Raw genomic sequence first — 16,362 nt, forward strand, 5'->3', positions numbered from 1 at the left:
CATTCCCGGTGGGCGCGCCAGGAACCGTGACGGTTGTCACCTGCAACCGACCTCGGGGTCGCCCAGGGGACCCACAGCTCCCTCCCGGGGCGGTCACGGGGCGCCGGGTGACCGTGGGGGAGTGACCGCACCGACCCTCGCCCGGCCCGCCCCCCGGACCGCCGATCCGGGCCGTCTCGTGCCGGGGGTCGCGCTCGTGGGGGCCGTCCTCCTGGTCGTGCTGGCCACGTTGACCCCTGCGGGCCCCGGTGGCGGGTGGTCCTGGGGCGCCCCGACCGTGGAGCTGCGCTGGTACCTGGACGGCCTGGACGACGCCGGCACGCTCACCCAGCTGCTGGGCAACCTGGCGCTCCTGGTCCCGCTGGCCGTGCTCGCCGTCCTCCGCTGGCCGTCGTTGCGTCGGCCGGGCCGGCTGCTCGCTGCCGCCCTCACCGTGGCCTGCTCGATCGAGGCGCTGCAGTGGTGGCTGCCGCTGGACCGGGTGGTGTCCCCGCTGGACGCCCTGCTCAACACCACCGGCGCGGTGCTGGCCGGGCTGGTGACCGCGGCCTGGGCCCGGCGGAGGGTGGTCCGGGCGCACGCTGCCTCCTAGGGTCGGCCGGCATGCGGGCGACGGCGGTCCTGGGGACCCTCGTCGTCCTGCTCGCGGCCGGGTGCAGCGCCGGGGAACCGGCTGCCGCTCCGTCGCTGCCGGCGGTCGACGAGCTCTCCGGCGAGGTCGTCCGGCTGCGCACCGACGAGGCGGTCGGTGGGCAGGTGCAGGTGCGGCTGACCGCCGCCGAGCCGCTCACGGTCACCGCGGTCGCGTTGCAGAGCCCCGCCTTCGCGGCCCGGCCGCCCACGGTCGAGGACACGCAGTACCGGGCCGGCCAGACCATCGACCTGCCGGTGCCGTTCGGGGCGGTCGACTGCGGGCGGCCGGTCGAGCCGGTCGCCGCCCGGGTCACGGTGACCCACGGCGGGCAGAGCGAGGACCTCGTCGTCCCCCTGGCAGGGGACGCGCTGGCGACCGTGGCCGGCGAGGAGTGCGCCGTCGCGGAGTTCGCCGCCGCCGTCACCCTCGAGGTGCGCGGCCTCACCGACGGGCCGGACGACGTGACCGGCGACGTCGTCCTCACCCGGGTGGCCGGGCACGACGAGGACGTCGAGGTCACCGCCCTGGGGCGCAGCGTGCTGCTGGAGCCGGCCACCCCGACCGACCTGCCGGTCGCGCTGGAGGACGGCGAGCTGGTGCTGCCGCTGCGGATCACCCTGGCGACCTGCGAGCCGCACGTGCTGGCCGAGGCCAAGAAGCCGTTCTCGTTCCCGCTGCGGGTGCGGGTGGGAGAGACCGAGGCGGTGCCAGACCTGCCCCTCACCGACGCCCAGCGGGCCCGGCTGCAGGCGCTGGTGGACCGCGTCTGCGGCTGAACGAGCCCGACCCCGGACGCGGTCCCGGGGGAGGGGACCGGCCGGGGCCGGGGTCATCACCGCCTGCGTCGCTGGGGGGAGGACGCGGGCGGGGTCAGGGGGGTCAGGGCTTGAGGCCCCGACTCGGTCGCAGGATCCGGACGACCATGAAGAGCGTCTGGACGACGGTGGTGATGGCCAGGACGCCCCAGCCGACGGTCAGCACGCGCTCCTGGAAGACCGGGCCGGCGTTGAGCCAGCCGAAGACGACCAGGGCGACGACGACGGAGATGCCGGTCATCCAGGCGATGACCTTGCCGGGGCCGTTGGAGACGCCCCGCTCGGCGCGGGCCTGGTTCTCCCAGCCGTCCTTCTTGATGCCGGCCAGCACGTTGGCCCAGCTCGCCGTGGTGCAGGCCAGCCGCATCCACAGGTAGAGCTCGACCGGGATCAGGAGCGCCCCGGCCAGGACGTCGCCCATGGTCCGGTTGGGCACCCGCCAGGCGAGCTTGGCGTTCAGGATCGAGGCCACGACCGGCGGGGTGAGCCAGATCCAGGACCAGACGAACTGGCTGACCATCAGCGAGGCGGTGAGCAGGAAGAGGAACAGCAGCCGGCTGACGCCGTTGGCCAGCAGCGAGAGCTGCTGCTTCCAGAGCGTCATCGTCCACTTGTTCAGCGAGGGCCGGACCAGCAGCCGGGCCATGCCCTCGTCCCACTTGCGCCGCTGGGCCCAGAGGGAGCGCATGGTCAGCATCGGGCCGGCGTGGGCGCGGGCCGTCGTGGAAACCAGGGTCTGGTAGTTCATCCCGCGCAGGTCGCCGGTGAGCTGCATGTCCTCGACCTGGGCGGTGGTGTCCCACGGGCCCTGGGTCTGGTTCATCTCGGTGACCTTGCGCAGTGCCTCGCCGCTGAACAGGGAGGCCTGACCGCCGAGGACGTAGGTCTTCCGGTTCTTCTGCAGCGCGTCCATGGTCCAGGAGGCGAACTCCAGGCGCTGCATCCGGATGAGCATCCGGGCCATGGCGGTGGAGCCCAGGCTCTGGTCGAAGGTGTAGCGGGCCATCACGCCGCCGGGGCGGGCGGTCTGGGCCAGCTCCTCCTCCAGCTGCTGCAGGCAGTCGGGGGCGAGGATGGTGTCGGCGTCGATGCCGGCGACGTAGTCGTAGCCGGCCTGCCAGCGGCGCCACCCCTGGTTGAGGGCGCCGACCTTGCGCTCGGTGTTGTCCACGGTCCGCATGACGGTGACCCCGCGGAAGCGGCGGGCGATCTCCTCGGTGCGGTCGGTGCAGTTGTCGGCCAGCAGGACGATGCGGTCGGGCACCCGGCTCTGGGTCAGCAGCGCCTCGAGGGTGCGGCCGATGGTGGCCTCCTCGTTGTGCGCCGGGATGAGCACGAGCATCCGGGCGGTCTTGCGCTTCGGCGGGCGGTAGCGCATCTCGTGCAGGAAGCGGGAGACGCTGCGCTTGGCCTCGCCGAGGCTGGCGGCGACCTTGAGCACGGGTGCGTCGCCGGCCGAGAAGGCGGGCAGGACGGAGCCCTGGGTGAGGTGCCGGGTCGGGACGACCAGGTCCTTGCTGGACATGCGTGACTCGTTTCGATGGTGCCGGAGAGTGACCGGCGGCTGATGACCGAGAGTCAGGAACGGTGTCTGTCAGCCGTGCTGCACCCGCTACGCCGCGGGCTCGGCTCCCCCAGTGGACGGCGCCTCCCCGGCGTCGTCCGTCACCGTCAGTGACAAGTAGAACCGTAGGTAACCGTCCGTGGCCGTGCCATCCCCCGAGCGGGCGTACAGCGGTGCCGAGCGGGTGACACGGCGGCGTCGTCCTCACGCGAGGTGACGGCTGCGGAGAGTCACGGCGCGCACGCCACCGGTCGGCCCTGTGACGTGGCGCTCCGTGACCGGGTGCCCGCTCACCCGGTTGAGGCCTCAACGAGTCCCAGTGGCCGGGATGGCCAGATCGGGCGTGCCGCGTCCGCATTCCGCCCCCAGGATGCGGCCGGAGCACGCCAGGTCCTGCGGGCGGCTGGGCGGGGAAGCGGTCTGGGAGACTCGCACCGGCCAGGGCCTCTAGCTCAACTGGCAGAGCAGCGGACTTTTAATCCGCGGGTTGTGGGTTCGATCCCCACGGGGCCCACCTCCCGGGAACACGCGCGCCGGCGGCTGCGCTGACCACCTCCGACGGGCACTGCACCCCACCGGAGGTACCGATGACCACCACCGCACCCGAGACCGACGTCTTCACCGCCGAGTGGGAGGCGTGGCACGCGCAGAAGGAGGCCACGCTCACCGACCCGCACGGCTTCCTCGCCGTCATCGCCCTGGGCTGGCTGACCGAGGAGCCGGCCGAGGTGCCGGGCGTGCCCGGTCGGTGGTCCGCCGGTGCGCGCGGGGTCGTCGTCACGCTGGCCGACGGCGAGGAGCTGAGCGTCGACGGCGCCCCGGTCGTGGGCGAGCACGCGTTCGGCGAGCTGGGCCTGCGGGAGAGCGTCCTGGCGCACGCCGGCGACGCCGCTGTCGAGGTCGCGGAGCGCGGCGGCCGGTACGTCGTCCGGCTGCGCGACCCGCAGTCACCGCTGCTGCGCGGGCACGAGGGCACCCCGGCCTTCCCGGCCGACCCCCGCTGGCGCTCCGTCGGCCGCTACGTCCCCTTCGACGCAGTGCGGCCCACCACGGTCGGCGGCGCGTTCGAGGGCGTGGAGCACGTCTACGACGCCCCCGGCCGGGTCGAGTTCACCCTCGACGGCCAGGACCTGGCGCTCACCGCCTTCCCCGGCCACGGTGAGGGCCGGCTGATGCTGCTGTTCTCCGACGCCACGTCCGGGCAGAGCACCTACGCGTTCCGCTCCCTGCAGGTCCAGCCCGACGCCGACGGTGCGGTGGTCGTGGACCTCAACCGGGCGGTCAACCTGCCCTGCGCCTACACCGACCTCGCGACCTGCCCGCTGCCGCCGGCGGAGAACCGGCTGTCGGTCGCGGTCGAGGCCGGGGAGCAGACCCCGACCCGTCGGGGCGCCGGAGTGCCCACCGAGAACGGCGCCGTTCTCGCGGTCTAGTCATCGACACGCGATGAGCATCGATTGACACTCGATCGGTAGTGCTCGACAGTCGGCACATGCCGCTGCCGAGTATCGCCGTCGACGTCCTCGTGGTGGGGGCCGGTCTCGCCGGGCTCCGCGCTGCCACCGGTCTGGCCCGGTGCGGGCACGACGTGCTGCTGGTCGACCGGCGGCGGGCCCTGGACGTCGCCGTCCGCACCACCGGGATCTTCGTCCGCAAGACCCTGGACGACTTCCCGCTGCCCGAGGCCTGCCTCGGGCCGCCCATCCGCCGGGTGGCGCTGTACCCGCCGGGGCTGCGCCGTCCGGTGGTGCTGGACAGCCCGCGGGACGAGTTCCGGGTCGGCGACATGGGCCCGCTCTACCTCGCCGCCGCCCGGGACGCCGAGGCCGCTGGGGTGCTGCTCGCGCTCGGCACCCGGTACGAGGGGCGGGACGCCGGCGTGCACCGGCTCACCGGCCCGGCCGGCCCGCTGCGGGTGCGCGCCCGCTTCCTGGTCGGCGCGGACGGCGCGCGCTCCCGGGTCGCGGCCGAGCTGGGCCTGGACCGCAACCGGCACCTGCTGATCGGCGCCGAGGAGGTGTTCGCCGTCCCGGAGCACGACCGGACGCCGACCTTCCACTGCGTGCTCGACCCGCGGCTGGCCCCCGGGTACCTGGCCTGGGTGGTCGACGACGGCCGGCACGCCCACGTCGGCGTCGCCGGGTACGCCGCCCGCTTCCCCGACGGCATGACCACCGCACTGCGCCGGTTCTCGGCCACCGCCCCCGGGCTCGAGGCCGTCCGGCGTCCGGACGACGTCGAACGACGCGGCGGCCCCATACCCGTCGGCGGACTCCTCGCCCGGATCGGCCGCGCCGACGGCCTGCTCGTGGGGGACGCGGCCGGCGCGGTCTCCCCGCTCACCGCCGGCGGACTCGACCCGTGCCTGCGCCTGAGCGACCACGCCGTCGAGGTGCTGGACGACGCACTGCGCACCGGCCGCCCGCCGGCCCACTACGACGGGGCGGCGCTGCGGGCCCGGTTCCGCGGCCGGCTGGCGATGCGGCGAGCACTGGCCGCCGTCCGCACCCCGCTGGTCGCCGAGGCCGGGTTCGCACTGCTGCGCACACCGCCCGGCCGGGCCGCGGCCCGCGCGGTCCTCTTCGGCGACCGCTCCTTCCCCGACCCCGCCCGGGTCCCGGAGGCCGCCCGGCCCTGACGAGGAGGGTGCTCCTCGTCAGGGGCGGCGGCGGGCCTTGAGCTTCGGGGCGAGGACGAGGGCCAGCAGGACCAGGGCGACGGCGAGGACGACGAGGTCGCCCCAGGGCCAGATCGACCCGGTGTCGCCGCGGAGCAGGCCGTAGACGGCGTAGGCGCCTACGAGCACCGGGACCGCCGTCCACCAGACCGGGGTCTTCGCGGGGGAGGTCTCGTCGGTCTCCGGGGTGGTCTCGTTGCCGGGGGTCGTCATGCCCGGAACGGTAGCCGGGTCAGCGGGCGCGCCAGGCCTCGATCAGCTCGCGCTCGCGGTCGGCGCTGAACCCGGCCTCCAGGCCGTCGGCCACGACGTGGTCCCACGACCAGACCAGGGTGTCCCGGGCGGTCTCCACCGCGGGGCGGAACACCAGGCCCTCGGCGACCGCCGCACTGGAGTCGATGGCCTCCTGCGGGATCTGGTCCTCGGGGAACCACAGCGGCCGGCGCTCCTCGGGGTGGTCGGCGAGCCGGGGGCGCAGCCAGTCCTCGTCGGCCCAGACCAGCTCGACGTGCCCGGAGGTGATGCCGGCGGCCTCCTGGCAGGCGGCGAGCACCTCGCCCAGGGTCTCCCGGCGTCCGGGCCCGACGGTGTTGAACACCCCGCCGCGGCCGGCGGCCAGCATCCCCACGGTCCAGGCGGCGATGTCCCGGGCGTCGCTGTACTGCACCGGGCGGTCGGGGTCGCCCGGCACCAGCGCAGGCCCCTCGCGGGTGCCGCCCAGGGCCCAGGCCATCCGCAGCGGCCAGTAGGTGAACCTGTCGGAGGGGTCGCGGGGGCCGACCATGATCCCGACCCGCGGGAGCAGGGCCGGGCCGTCGAAGGCCTCGGCGAGCACCTCCTCGGCCGCCAGCTTGGCCAGGGAGCGCTCCTGCAGGGGGTCGTCGTCGGGCTCGGTGCCGGGGGAGCGCACCGCGCCGGACTCGGTGGGGACCGCGCTGCCGGACGGGGCGTAGACGCTCATCCCCGACACGTAGCCGTAGACGCCGACGTAGCCCGACAGCAGCTCGGCGGTGCGCCGCACGGCCGGGGCGCCCAGGTCGGTGTCGGTGTAGGTGTCCAGGACCGCGTCCCACTCCCGGCCCTGCAGGGCGGACAGGTCGCCCTCCCGGTCACCGGTGATCACCTCGGCGCCGTCCAGGACCGAGGACCCGGAGCGGGACAGCACGGTGACGTCGTCCCCCCGGCCGAGGGCGGCGGTGGCGGCGTGGAAGCCCAGGAAGCCCCCACCTCCCAGCACGAGCAGGCGCACGGTGGTTCCTCTCCTCGGGGAGGTGCGCACCTACCCGGCCGCGGCAGGCTCAACCGAGGACGGCGGACACCCGGTCGGCTGCGGTGGCCAGCGCGGCGCCGACGACGGCGTCGTCCACCGCCTGGTCGACGAAGATGACCGCCAGCGCCCCGGCGGTCGACCCGTCGGCGTGGCGCACGGGCGCGGCGACGGCGCGCATCCCGGGGATGACCTCGCCGAGGGTGGACGCCCAGCCGCGGGCCCGGGCGGTGACCAGGTCGGTGCGGTCGTCGGGGGAGGGCTCGTCGGGCACGAGCAGGGCCAGGCCGGTGGCGCCGAGCCCGACCGGGTGCCGGTTGCCGGGCCGGAACGCCACGTGGGCGGGGCTGTCCCGGGGCTCGACGGCGTTCACGGTCACCGCCTCGTCGCCGTCCCGGACGACGAGGAAGGCCGTCATGCCCAGGGACCGCACCAGCTGGGCGAGCTCCGGGGTGGCGGCGGCCTGCAGGGTGCGGCGCACCGACCGGGACAGCCCGACGACGGCCAGCCCCACGCCGTAGCTGCCGGCGTCGTCGCGTTCGACCAGCCGGTGGGCCTCCAGCGTGCGGAGCAGTCGGTAGGCGATCGAGCGGTGCACGCCCACCGCGGCGGCGACCGTGGCGATCGACTGCGGCTCGCGGGTGGCGGCCAGGTGCTCCAGGACGCGGATGCCCCGGTCCAGCGTCTGTGACGCCGGAGCACCCTCGCCGTCCTCGGTCACCCGTCTCCCTCCGCGCACGCCTGTTCCGGGAATGGAACCACTCCGGGACGACGGGGGGTGTGACCGGCACCACCGTGATCGGCTGCACACCCTGCAAGATTGCACAGTGTGCAGCGAGGGTGTCCCATGGTCCGCGTGACGACGACGGGCCTGCGCGAGCGCAAGAAGGCCGACACCCGGGCCGCGCTGGCCGACGCGGTGCTCCGCCTGGCCGAGGAGCGGGGCTTCGACCACGTGACCGTGGAGGACGTCGCGACCGCGGCCGGGGTCTCCTACCGCACCTTCTTCAACCACTTCGCCTCCAAGGAGGAGGCCCTGCTGCAGCCCGACCGCGGGCCGCGGCTGGTCGACCTGCTCGCCGAGCAGGGGCCCGACGTCCCGCTGCTGACCGCCCTGCGGGCCGCGCTGCACGCCTGCCTGGACCGCCTGCAGGCCGACGGCGACACCTGGCGGCGCGTGTTCGCCGTGGTCATCGCGACCCCGTCGCTGCTGCCCCGGCTGGTCGAGACCGGCTCGGCCGACGAGCGCGAGCTGGCGCTGGCGGTGGCGGCCCGCACGGGCCTCGATGCCGAGGCCGACCTCCACCCGGGTCTGGTCGCCGCGGTGGTCAGCACCGTCCTGCGGGTCTCGCTCTGGCGCTGGCACAGCGCCGGCGCCACCGCCTCCCTGCACGGGCTGCTCGACGAGGCGCTGGACGCCGTCGTCGACGGCCTCCCCACCCCCACCCCGAGAAGAGGGACACCGTGACCACCACCGCCGATCCCGCAGCCGACCCCGCCGGCGGCACCGCCGGGGGCACCCGTGCGGCGATGACCCAGCGCGAGGTGCTGCAGGCGCTGTCCGGCCTGATGGTCGGCATCTTCGTGACCATCCTGGCCGCGACGATCGTGTCCAACGCGCTGCCCACGATCATCGCCGACCTGGGCGGCAGCCAGTCCGTCTACACCTGGGTGGTCACCGCCGAGCTGCTCGCCATGACGGCCACCGTGCCGCTGTGGGGCAAGCTCGCCGACCTGGTCAGCCAGAAGCTGCTGGTCCAGCTGGCGCTGGGCACCTTCGTGGCCGGGTCGCTGGTCGCCGGCTTCGCGCAGGACACCACCATGCTCATCGCCGCCCGGGTGCTGCAGGGCATCGGCGCCGGCGGCATGACCGCACTGGTGCAGATCGTGATGGCCGCGATGATCCCGCCGCGTCAGCTCGGCCGGTACGCCGGCGTCTTCGGCGCGGTCTTCGCCGTCGCCACCGTCTCCGGCCCGCTCATCGGCGGCCTGCTGGTCGACACCTCGTGGCTGGGCTGGCGCTGGACGTTCTTCTTCGGCGTCCCCTTCGCCCTGGCCGCGGTCGTGCTGCTGCAGAAGACGCTGAAGCTGACCCAGGTGCGCCGCCGCGAGGTGCACATCGACTGGCTGGGCGCGCTGCTGATCACCGGCGGCATCTCCTCGCTGCTGATCTGGGTGACCCTGGCCGGCAGCAGCTTCGACTGGGTCTCCGGGCCGAGCGCGCTCATGGTCGGCGGCGGGCTGCTGCTCGTCGCACTCGCCCTGGTGGTGGAGTCCAAGGTCCCCGAGCCGGTCATCCCGCTGTCGATCTTCCGGAACCGCACCGTCACCCTCACCGTGATCGCCAGCGCCCTGGTCGGCATCGCGCTGTTCGGCGGGACGGTCTTCCTCTCCCAGTACTTCCAGGTGTCGCTGGGCTACTCCCCGACCGCGGCCGGGCTGCTCAGCCTCCCGCTGGTGGGCGGTCTGCTGGTCTCCTCGACCGTCGCCGGCCAGGTCATCACCCGCACGGGCCGCTGGAAGCGCTTCCTGGTCGCCGGTGGCGTGCTGATGACCCTGGGCTTCGGCCTGCTGGCCACGCTGTCGGCCGACACCCCGATCGTGCAGATCGGGCTGTACATGGTCGTGCTGGGCATCGGCGTCGGCCTGCTGATGCAGAACCTGGTGCTGGCCGCACAGAACGACGTCCCGGCCGCCCAGCTGGGTGCGGCCACCTCGGTGCTGTCGTTCTTCCGCAGCCTGGGCGGCACCATCGGGGTCAGCGTGCTCGGTGCGGTGCTCGCCGCCCGGGTCGCCGCGGACCTGTCGGTGCTCGGCGGTTCCAGCACCGGGGACGGCGCGGTGCCCGACGTCGCGTCGCTGCCCCCGGAGGTGCAGGGCCTGGTGCAGGACGCCTACGGCAACGCCACCGCCGAGCTGTTCCTGATCGCCACCCCGCTGGCCGCCCTCGCGCTGGTCGTCGTCCTCTTCGTCCAGGAGAAGACGCTGAAGACCACCTCGGGCGCCGAGCGTCTCGAGGAGGAGCGCGCCGCCTCCTGACCCGCGTGGTCTGATCACGGGGGCCGGCACCGTCGCCGGCCCCCGTCGACACGAGGAGTCGCTGTGCCCGAGGTCCTGCTCGAGGTGGCGGACGGCGTCGCCGTCGTCACCCTGAACGCCCCCGACCGCCGCAACGCGCTCACCCCGGCCATGGCGGCCGAGCTGATCGGCGTCTTCGACGAGGTCGACGGCCGGGACGACGTCGGCGCCCTGGTTCTCACCGCCGTCGGGAAGAGCTTCTGCGCCGGCGGGGACGTGCAGACCCTCACCGACGCCGGCAGGGACCCCGCCGCCCCGGACGCCTACGCCGGCATGGGCGCCATCTACGACTCGTTCTACCGGCTGGGTCAGGTGCGGGTGCCCACCGTGGCCGCCGTCCGCGGCTCGGCCGTGGGCGCCGGGATGAACATGCTGCTGGCCGCCGACCTGCGGGTCGTGGCCACCGACGCCCGGCTGCTGTGCGGGTTCCTCAAGCGCGGCCTGCACCCCGGCGGCGGGCACTTCGTGATCCTGTCCCGGCTGATCGGCCGGGAGGCCGCAGCGGCCATGGCGCTGTTCGGCGAGGAGATCAGCGGCACCCGTGCCGTCGAGCTCGGGATGGCCTGGGCCGCGGTCGAGTCCGACCAGGTCGAGCCGCGGGCCCGTGAGCTCGCCGCCCGGGTCGCCGCCGACCCCGAGCTGGCCCGGGTCGCGGTCGCCAACTTCCGCAAGGAGACCGGCCCGCCGCACGTCAGCTGGGAGATCGCGACCCAGTTCGAGCGGCCGGCCCAGATGTGGTCGATGCGCCGCTCCGCGACCTGAGCCGCCTGGCCGGGCTCGCCCACGCCCTCGTCGTCACCGCGGTCGCCGTCGCCTTCTCCCTGATGGTCCCGGCCCGGCCCGGGGAGGGCGGTGCGGCCCACCAGGTGCTGCTGGGCTCCGGCCTGGCCGCGCTGCTGTGGGCCTACGGCGGGCTGGTGCTCGGTCTGGTGGCCGGGTCCCGCCGTCCCCGGGGGCTCGGCGGCCGGGTCGGGCTGCTCACCGCGCACCGCCAGGTCAGCCTCGCCGTCCTCGCGCTGACCCTGCTGCACGCGGTGGCCTCGGTGGTCGGGCTGCGCGGCGGGTCGTGGCTGGCCTCGTTCGTGCCGCAGACCGCCGAGACCGGCCGGCTGGGCTGGAGCGCCGGGATCCTGGCGTTCTACCTGGCGGTGCTGCTGGGCCCCAGCTGGTACCTGCGGCGGCGGGTGCCGCGCCGGGTGTGGCTGCTGGCCCACCAGGCCGCCGCGCTCACCTACGTGCTGGCGTTGTGGCACGCCCTGGTGCTCGGCGGGGAGTTCCGGGCCGAGGGCGGGCTGCGGACGGCGCTGTGGGTGGCCCAGCTGCCACTGCTGGTGCTCTTCGCCGTCCGGCTGCTGGGCCCGCACCGCCGGGCGGAGTCGCCGCTGGCCCGGCAGCGCACGCCCCGGCAGCGCACGCTGCGGGACGCCGCCGTGCTGGGCGTGCTGACGGCGTCCCTCGCGCTCCTGCTGGTCGTGCTGCTCGCGGCCGGACCGGGCCGGTCCGGCTAGGTCGTCTTCTGCTCCTTGGGCTCGGCGCGGGCGTCGAGCTGGATCTCCTTGTCCGCGCGCGGCACGCCCTCCTTCATCTCGATCGTGCGCTCGCGCTCGGCGTCGAGCTGCAGGCCGATCAGCAGCACCAGGTTCGTGATCCACAGCCAGACGAGGAAGACGACGACCCCGGCGAGCGCGCCGTAGGTCTTGTTGTAGCTGCCGAAGTTCGCCACGCAGAAGGCGAACAGCGCCGAGGCGATGATCCAGACGACCAGGGCGAACGCGGCGCCGGGGGAGACGAAGCGGAAGCCGCGCAGCCGGACGTTGGGGGTCGTGTAGTAGAGGATCGCGATCATGATCGCCACGATCACGACCATCACCGGCCACTTGGCGATGTCCCAGACGGTCGTGACGGTGCTGCCCAGGCCGAGCGCCTCGCCGATCGCGTCGACGATCGGGCCGGTGGCCACGACCGACAGCGCGATCAGGGCCACGAACAGGATGCCGATCAGGGTGATCAGCAGCTGCAGCGGCTTCAGCTTGTAGAACTTCCGTCCCTCGGGGGTCTCCCAGATGACGTTGGCGGCCCGGGTGAAGGCGCCGACGTAGCCCGAGGCGGCCCACAGCGCGGTTGCCAGGCCCACGACCAGCGCGATCCCGGCGGTGGCGGTGCTGCCGGCGAGCTGCTCGATCACCCCGCTGAAGGTGTCCGCGGCGGTGCCGGGGGCGATGGACTGCAGCAGCGTGGTGAGCGCGTCGCTGATCTGCTGCGGCTCGAAGACCAGGCCGACGACGGAGATCATCGCGATGACGGCGGGGAACATGGCCAGCACGAAGTAGTAGGTCAGCGAGGCCGCCCAGTCGGTGAGGTTGTCCTCGCTGGTCTCGGTGACCAGCCGCTTGAACGTGCCGGCGGTGGTCGGCTTGCCCACGGCCCCGGTGGGGGCGTGGTCGGCCCGTCCGCCGTCGGTGATCTGGTCGTCCTGGGGCACCGGGTCCGTCTGGGTGCCGCCGTCACGTGCTCGGGTGCTGGCGATGGGGGTGCTCCGGTGGGTCGAGGGGTGTGTCCCTCGGGGCGTGCCCGTACCGGATCAGGCCGAACCCGTTTCAGCGGATGCCGGACACCGGGGACCACTCGCCGGCCCGGGCGCAGGCCCGCTCCACCTCGGCCAGGTCGTCGGGACGGCGGCCCCGCCCGCCCCGGCGGTCGGACACCAGGCCCCACACCGCGACGAACGCGGTCACCAGGGCGCTGCCGGCACCCAGCAGGGCCACGATGGTGAACGAGCCGCTGCTGGGCAGGCCGGTGGCGTCGGCCGAGCCCGCGACGACGGTGATGATGAGCGCACTGGCCAGCGCGCTGCCGACCGAGCGGGTGATCGAGTTGACCCCGTTGGCCACCCCGGTCTCCGAGGGCTCGACGGCCTGCACGACCAGGGCCGGGAGCGCGGCGAAGGCGACGGTGACCGCGAGCTGGGTGGTCAGCCCGACCAGCACGACGACCCACGGCGTCGAGCGGGCGACGGCGAAGAGCACGAACCCGAGGAGCCCGGAGCCCGCGCCGATGAGCAGGGTGGCCTGGCCGCCGATCCGGTTGACCACGGTGCCGGCGAACGGGGCCAGCAGCACCCCGACGATGCCCCCGGGCAGCAGGTAGACCACCGCGGCCTCCAGCGTGCTGGCACCGAACCCGTAGCCGGCGGCCTCGGGCACCTGGACGAACTGGGTGACGGCGAGGAAGGAGGCGAACAGCCCGAACCCGGTCATCAGCCCGGCCAGGTTGGGCACCAGCATCCGGCGGTCGGCCAGCAGCTGCGGGCGGACCAGCGGGTGGGTGCGCCGGCGCTGCAGCACGACCCAGCCGGCGAGCACCACGACCGAGGCGATCAGGCTGCCTAGGGTCCGGGGGTCGGTCCAGCCCCAGGTGTGCCCCTGGGACAGCGGGAGCAGCAGCAGGACCAGACCGGCACCGAGCACGACCGCGCCCCACCAGTCGACCCCGCCGGTGGCGTTGGGCTCGCGGGCCGGCAGCACCCAGGCGGCCAGGGCCAGCGCGACGACGGCGATGCCGAAGCCCAGCCAGAACGGGTGGTGGTAGTCCCCGCCGTCCCGGGTGAGCAGGCCGGTGACCACCAGGCCGATGACGCCGCCGACGGCCAGCGTGCTGGACACGATCGACATGGCCACGGTGAGCTTCTCCGCCGGGAGCTCCCGACGCAGGATCGAGATCGACAGCGGGAACAGCCCGTACGAGGCGCCCTGCAGCACCCGGGCGACCAGCAGCAGCGGCAGCGACGTCGTCAGCACCGCCAGCAGGGTGCCGACGGCGACGACGCCCAGCACGCCCAGGACCACCCGGCGCTCGCCGAGGGTGTCCCCGAGCCGGCCGATGACCGGGGTGAGCACGGCAGCGGCGAGCAGGTTCGCCGTCAGCACCCAACCGGCCGCACCGGCGCCGACCCCGAGCTGCTCCCCGATGACCGGGAGGATCGGGACGACGAGGGACTGCAGGAGCGACAGCGTGGTGACCGAGAGCGCCAGGGTCAGCACCAGCAGCCCGGGAGCAGGGGTGCGGGAGCGCACGGGGACCTCCGAGGTTCGACGGACGGTGGTGACCGTCCCCGGTGATGACACCACGGAGTGGGGTGCAGGGGGCAACCAGACGCGTGGGTCCGTCGCGGGGTGCGGGATTCGTCACGGGGAGTTCACGTGATTTCCCCCGACCGAGGGGGTTCGGCCGCCGATGGCACGGGCATCACCGATCCTGACGAGACGCCGCCGGGGGCCCACCCCCGCCGGCCACCGCACTGCACGCTGGGGGTTGTTGTTCCGATGGTGTTCTGGCCGGCCGTGGCCCTGCTGGGCTTCCTGCTGTTGACCGCCCTCGTGATCGCACTGGGATCGCAGTCCACCGCGCGCTACGAGCAGGAGCGACGGGCCACCGCCGCTGCGCGCAGCGCACCGGAGGCGGCCCCCGCCACCGCGTAGCAGGACCACCCGACGGCCGCCGCTCCCTCCCGGGACGGCGGCCGTCGTGCTGTTCAGAGCCAGTCGGGCCGGGCGTCCAGGGTGGTGCGGTCCAGGCTGGCCAGCAGGTCGAACTGCGGCCCGGTGCGCGGCAGCTCGTAGCGCTGGAAGTAGCGGGCCGCCGCGCGCTTGCCGGCGTAGAAGTCCCCGTCCCGGTCGCCGGCGGCCAGCACCTGCTCCAGCCACAGCCACGCGACGACGACGTGGCCGACCGCCTCGAGGTAGACCGTGGCGTTGGCCAGCGTGACGTCGGGGTCACCGGCCGACCACAGCGTCGTGGTCACCTCGGCGACCCGGGCCACCGCGGCGTCGACGTCGGCGGCCAGGTCGGCCCACTCGGTGCCCGCGGCCCGCGCGGTGGTCGCCGCGATCGTCCCGGCCAGCACCCGCAGGCCCGCACCGCCCCCGGCGACCACCTTGCGGCCCAGCAGGTCCAGGCCCTGGATCCCGACGGTGCCCTCGTGGATCGGGTTGAGCCGGTTGTCCCGGTAGAACTGCTCGACCGGGAAGTCGCGGGTGTAGCCGTAGCCGCCGTGCACCTGGATGGCCAGGTCGTTGGCGGCCAGCCCCCACTGGGAGGGCCAGCTCTTCGCGATCGGGGTGAGCACCTCGAGCAGCGTGTGCGCCCGGGTGCGCTCGGCCTCGGTCTCGGCGGTCTCCTCCTCGTCCACCAGCAGCGCGCAGTACAGCCCCAGGGCCAGGCCGCCCTCGACGTAGCTCTTGGCCGCCAGCAGCATCCGGCGCACGTCGCTGTGCTCGATGATCGGCACCGGCGGCGCGGACGGGTCCTTGCCCGCGGGCGGGCGGCCCTGGGTGCGGGTCTTGGCGTACTCCAGCGCGTGCAGGTAGCCGGTGTAGCCCAGCGCCGTCGCGCCCAGCCCGACGCCCACCCGGGCCTCGTTCATCATGTGGAACATCGCGGCCAGGCCGCGGTTCTCCTCCCCGACGAGGAACCCGACCGCGCCGGGGCGCCCGCCGGGGGTGTGCACGCCCTCGCCGAAGCCGAGCAGGGTGTTCGTCGTCCCCCGGTAGCCCATCTTGTGGTTGAGCCCGGCCAGCACGACGTCGTTCCGCTCGCCGATCCCGTCGCCCTCGGGCAGGAACTTGGGCACGATGAACAGCGAGATGCCCTTCACCCCGGCCGGACCACCGGGGATCTTGGCCAGCACCAGGTGCACGATGTTCTCGCTGAGCTCGTGGTCGCCGCCGGAGATCCACATCTTGGTGCCGGTGAGCCGGAACGTGCCGTCGTCCTGGCGCTCGGCCCGGGTGGTGATGTCCGCCAGCGACGACCCGGCCTGCGGCTCGGACAGCGCCATCGTGCCGAACCAGCGGCCCTCGGCCATCGGCCGCACGTAGGTGTCGACCTGCTCCTGGCTGCCGTGCGCGATGAGCAGGTGCGCGTTGGCCATGGTGAGGAACGGGTAGGCCGAGCTGCCGATGTTGGCGGCCTGGAACCACGTCGTCATGGCCTTGCTGACCACCTGGGGCAGCTGCATCCCGCCGAGCTCCTCGCTCAACGTGCCCGCGGCCAGCCCGGCCTCGCCGAACACCCGCAGCGCGGCGGCGACCTCGGGGACCAGCACGACCTTCCCGTCGACGACGTGCGGCTCGTTCTCGTCGGCGGTGCGGTTGTGCGGCGCGAAGTGCTCGGTGGCGATCTCCGCGGCCAGGTCCAGGACCGCGTCGAAGGTGTCCCGGTCGTGCGCGGCGAACCGCTCGCGCTCGGTCAGGGTCTCCACCTGCAGCCACTCGTGCAGCAGGAAGTCCAGGTCACGGCGGGACAGGATCAGAGAGGCAGGCACCGGCC

General features: G+C 74.2%; 16 protein-coding genes and 1 tRNA gene. 10 read left to right on the plus strand and 7 right to left on the minus strand.

Annotated features, from left to right (window positions below; genetic code table 11):
- The first annotated feature begins 121 nt into the window (after positions 1-121).
- Together ASG36_RS12715 and ASG36_RS12720 are read left to right on the plus strand one after the other, a co-directional pair.
- On the plus strand, positions 122-592 hold the full coding sequence (locus tag ASG36_RS12715; RefSeq protein ID WP_235494928.1) for a VanZ family protein: 471 nt from the start codon (positions 122-124) through the stop codon (positions 590-592).
- A gap of 11 nt (positions 593-603) precedes the next feature.
- Positions 604-1,410 carry a hypothetical protein gene (locus ASG36_RS12720; protein WP_055764282.1) on the plus strand — a complete coding sequence of 269 codons (807 nt, stop codon included), beginning with the start codon at positions 604-606 and terminating at the stop codon, positions 1,408-1,410.
- A gap of 103 nt (positions 1,411-1,513) precedes the next feature.
- On the opposite strand, the gene ASG36_RS12725 is transcribed toward ASG36_RS12720, so the two are convergent.
- A complete protein-coding gene (locus tag ASG36_RS12725) occupies positions 1,514-2,974 on the minus strand; it encodes a glycosyltransferase (protein WP_055764285.1) in 1,461 nt (486 codons plus the stop codon).
- 480 nt (positions 2,975-3,454) lie between these two features.
- Here ASG36_RS12725 and ASG36_RS12730 point away from each other — a divergent pair.
- The 3 genes from ASG36_RS12730 (at position 3,455) to ASG36_RS12740 (ending at position 5,651) form a co-directional block, all read left to right on the plus strand.
- Positions 3,455-3,527 (plus strand) — tRNA-Lys (locus ASG36_RS12730).
- 73 nt (positions 3,528-3,600) lie between these two features.
- A complete protein-coding gene (locus ASG36_RS12735; protein ID WP_055764288.1) occupies positions 3,601-4,446 on the plus strand; it encodes a DUF1684 domain-containing protein in 846 nt (281 codons plus the stop codon).
- Between the two features lie 59 nt (positions 4,447-4,505).
- A complete protein-coding gene (locus ASG36_RS12740) occupies positions 4,506-5,651 on the plus strand; it encodes an NAD(P)/FAD-dependent oxidoreductase (RefSeq protein ID WP_055765077.1) in 1,146 nt (381 codons plus the stop codon).
- A gap of 18 nt (positions 5,652-5,669) precedes the next feature.
- Here the strand turns inward: ASG36_RS12740 and ASG36_RS12745 are convergent, their stop codons facing one another.
- From ASG36_RS12745 to ASG36_RS12755, 3 genes are read right to left on the minus strand one after another with little or no spacing between them, the layout of a single operon-like run.
- Entirely contained in the window at positions 5,670-5,903 is a 234-nt protein-coding gene (locus ASG36_RS12745; RefSeq protein WP_055764291.1) for a hypothetical protein, read from the minus strand.
- A 19-nt stretch (positions 5,904-5,922) separates the two neighbouring features.
- Entirely contained in the window at positions 5,923-6,939 is a 1,017-nt protein-coding gene (locus tag ASG36_RS12750; RefSeq protein WP_055764294.1) for a hypothetical protein, read from the minus strand.
- Positions 6,940-6,988: 49 nt separating this feature from the next.
- Positions 6,989-7,678, minus strand: coding sequence for an IclR family transcriptional regulator (locus tag ASG36_RS12755; protein WP_055764297.1), 690 nt, complete (start codon positions 7,676-7,678; stop codon positions 6,989-6,991).
- Positions 7,679-7,813: 135 nt separating this feature from the next.
- On the opposite strand from ASG36_RS12755, the gene ASG36_RS12760 reads away from it, so the two are divergent.
- The 4 genes from ASG36_RS12760 to ASG36_RS12775 all read left to right on the plus strand — a co-directional run bounded on the left by ASG36_RS12760 (position 7,814) and on the right by ASG36_RS12775 (position 11,543).
- Positions 7,814-8,425: a TetR family transcriptional regulator gene (locus ASG36_RS12760; RefSeq protein ID WP_162245193.1), complete on the plus strand. Its 612-nt coding sequence runs from the start codon at positions 7,814-7,816 to the stop codon at positions 8,423-8,425.
- A complete protein-coding gene (locus tag ASG36_RS12765; RefSeq protein ID WP_200944460.1) occupies positions 8,422-9,996 on the plus strand; it encodes an MDR family MFS transporter in 1,575 nt (524 codons plus the stop codon). The genes ASG36_RS12760 and ASG36_RS12765 overlap by 4 nt, the downstream gene beginning before the upstream one ends.
- Positions 9,997-10,059: 63 nt before the next feature.
- Positions 10,060-10,797 carry an enoyl-CoA hydratase/isomerase family protein gene (locus ASG36_RS12770; RefSeq protein WP_055764302.1) on the plus strand — a complete coding sequence of 246 codons (738 nt, stop codon included), beginning with the start codon at positions 10,060-10,062 and terminating at the stop codon, positions 10,795-10,797.
- On the plus strand, positions 10,770-11,543 hold the full coding sequence (locus ASG36_RS12775; RefSeq protein WP_055764305.1) for a ferric reductase-like transmembrane domain-containing protein: 774 nt from the start codon (positions 10,770-10,772) through the stop codon (positions 11,541-11,543). Before ASG36_RS12770 ends, ASG36_RS12775 begins: the two co-directional genes overlap by 28 nt.
- Here the strand turns inward: ASG36_RS12775 and ASG36_RS12780 are convergent.
- Both ASG36_RS12780 and ASG36_RS12785 read right to left on the minus strand, forming a co-directional pair.
- Positions 11,540-12,517, minus strand: a complete 978-nt coding sequence (locus ASG36_RS12780) for a YihY/virulence factor BrkB family protein (RefSeq protein WP_235494930.1) — start codon at positions 12,515-12,517, stop codon at positions 11,540-11,542. The two genes, ASG36_RS12775 and ASG36_RS12780, sit on opposite strands and share 4 nt — an antisense overlap.
- 115 nt (positions 12,518-12,632) lie before the next feature.
- On the minus strand, positions 12,633-14,108 hold the full coding sequence (locus tag ASG36_RS12785; RefSeq protein ID WP_055764313.1) for an MFS transporter: 1,476 nt from the start codon (positions 14,106-14,108) through the stop codon (positions 12,633-12,635).
- Positions 14,109-14,357: 249 nt separating this feature from the next.
- On the opposite strand from ASG36_RS12785, the gene ASG36_RS22335 reads away from it, so the two are divergent.
- Entirely contained in the window at positions 14,358-14,513 is a 156-nt protein-coding gene (locus ASG36_RS22335) for a hypothetical protein (RefSeq protein WP_200944461.1), read from the plus strand.
- A gap of 53 nt (positions 14,514-14,566) precedes the next feature.
- Here the strand turns inward: ASG36_RS22335 and ASG36_RS12790 are convergent, their stop codons facing one another.
- Positions 14,567-16,357, minus strand: a complete 1,791-nt coding sequence (locus tag ASG36_RS12790) for an acyl-CoA dehydrogenase (RefSeq protein ID WP_055764316.1) — start codon at positions 16,355-16,357, stop codon at positions 14,567-14,569.
- Positions 16,358-16,362 lie beyond the last annotated feature (5 nt).

It is taken from the genome of Geodermatophilus sp. Leaf369 (assembly GCF_001424455.1).
Lineage (GTDB): Bacteria > Actinomycetota > Actinomycetes > Mycobacteriales > Geodermatophilaceae > Klenkia.

Bases quoted from the DNA above. Each gene is read 5' to 3' on its own strand.
- ASG36_RS12720 (WP_055764282.1), top strand. From the start codon at position 604: ATGCGGGCGACGGCGGTCCTGGGGACCCTCGTCGTCCTGCTCGCGGCC.
- ASG36_RS12740 (WP_055765077.1), top strand. From the start codon at position 4,506: ATGCCGCTGCCGAGTATCGCCGTCGACGTCCTCGTGGTGGGGGCCGGT.
- ASG36_RS22335 (WP_200944461.1), top strand. From the start codon at position 14,358: ATGGTGTTCTGGCCGGCCGTGGCCCTGCTGGGCTTCCTGCTGTTGACC.
- ASG36_RS12725 (WP_055764285.1), bottom strand. From the start codon at position 2,974: ATGTCCAGCAAGGACCTGGTCGTCCCGACCCGGCACCTCACCCAGGGC.
- ASG36_RS12745 (WP_055764291.1), bottom strand. From the start codon at position 5,903: ATGACGACCCCCGGCAACGAGACCACCCCGGAGACCGACGAGACCTCC.
- ASG36_RS12735 (WP_055764288.1), top strand. From the start codon at position 3,601: ATGACCACCACCGCACCCGAGACCGACGTCTTCACCGCCGAGTGGGAG.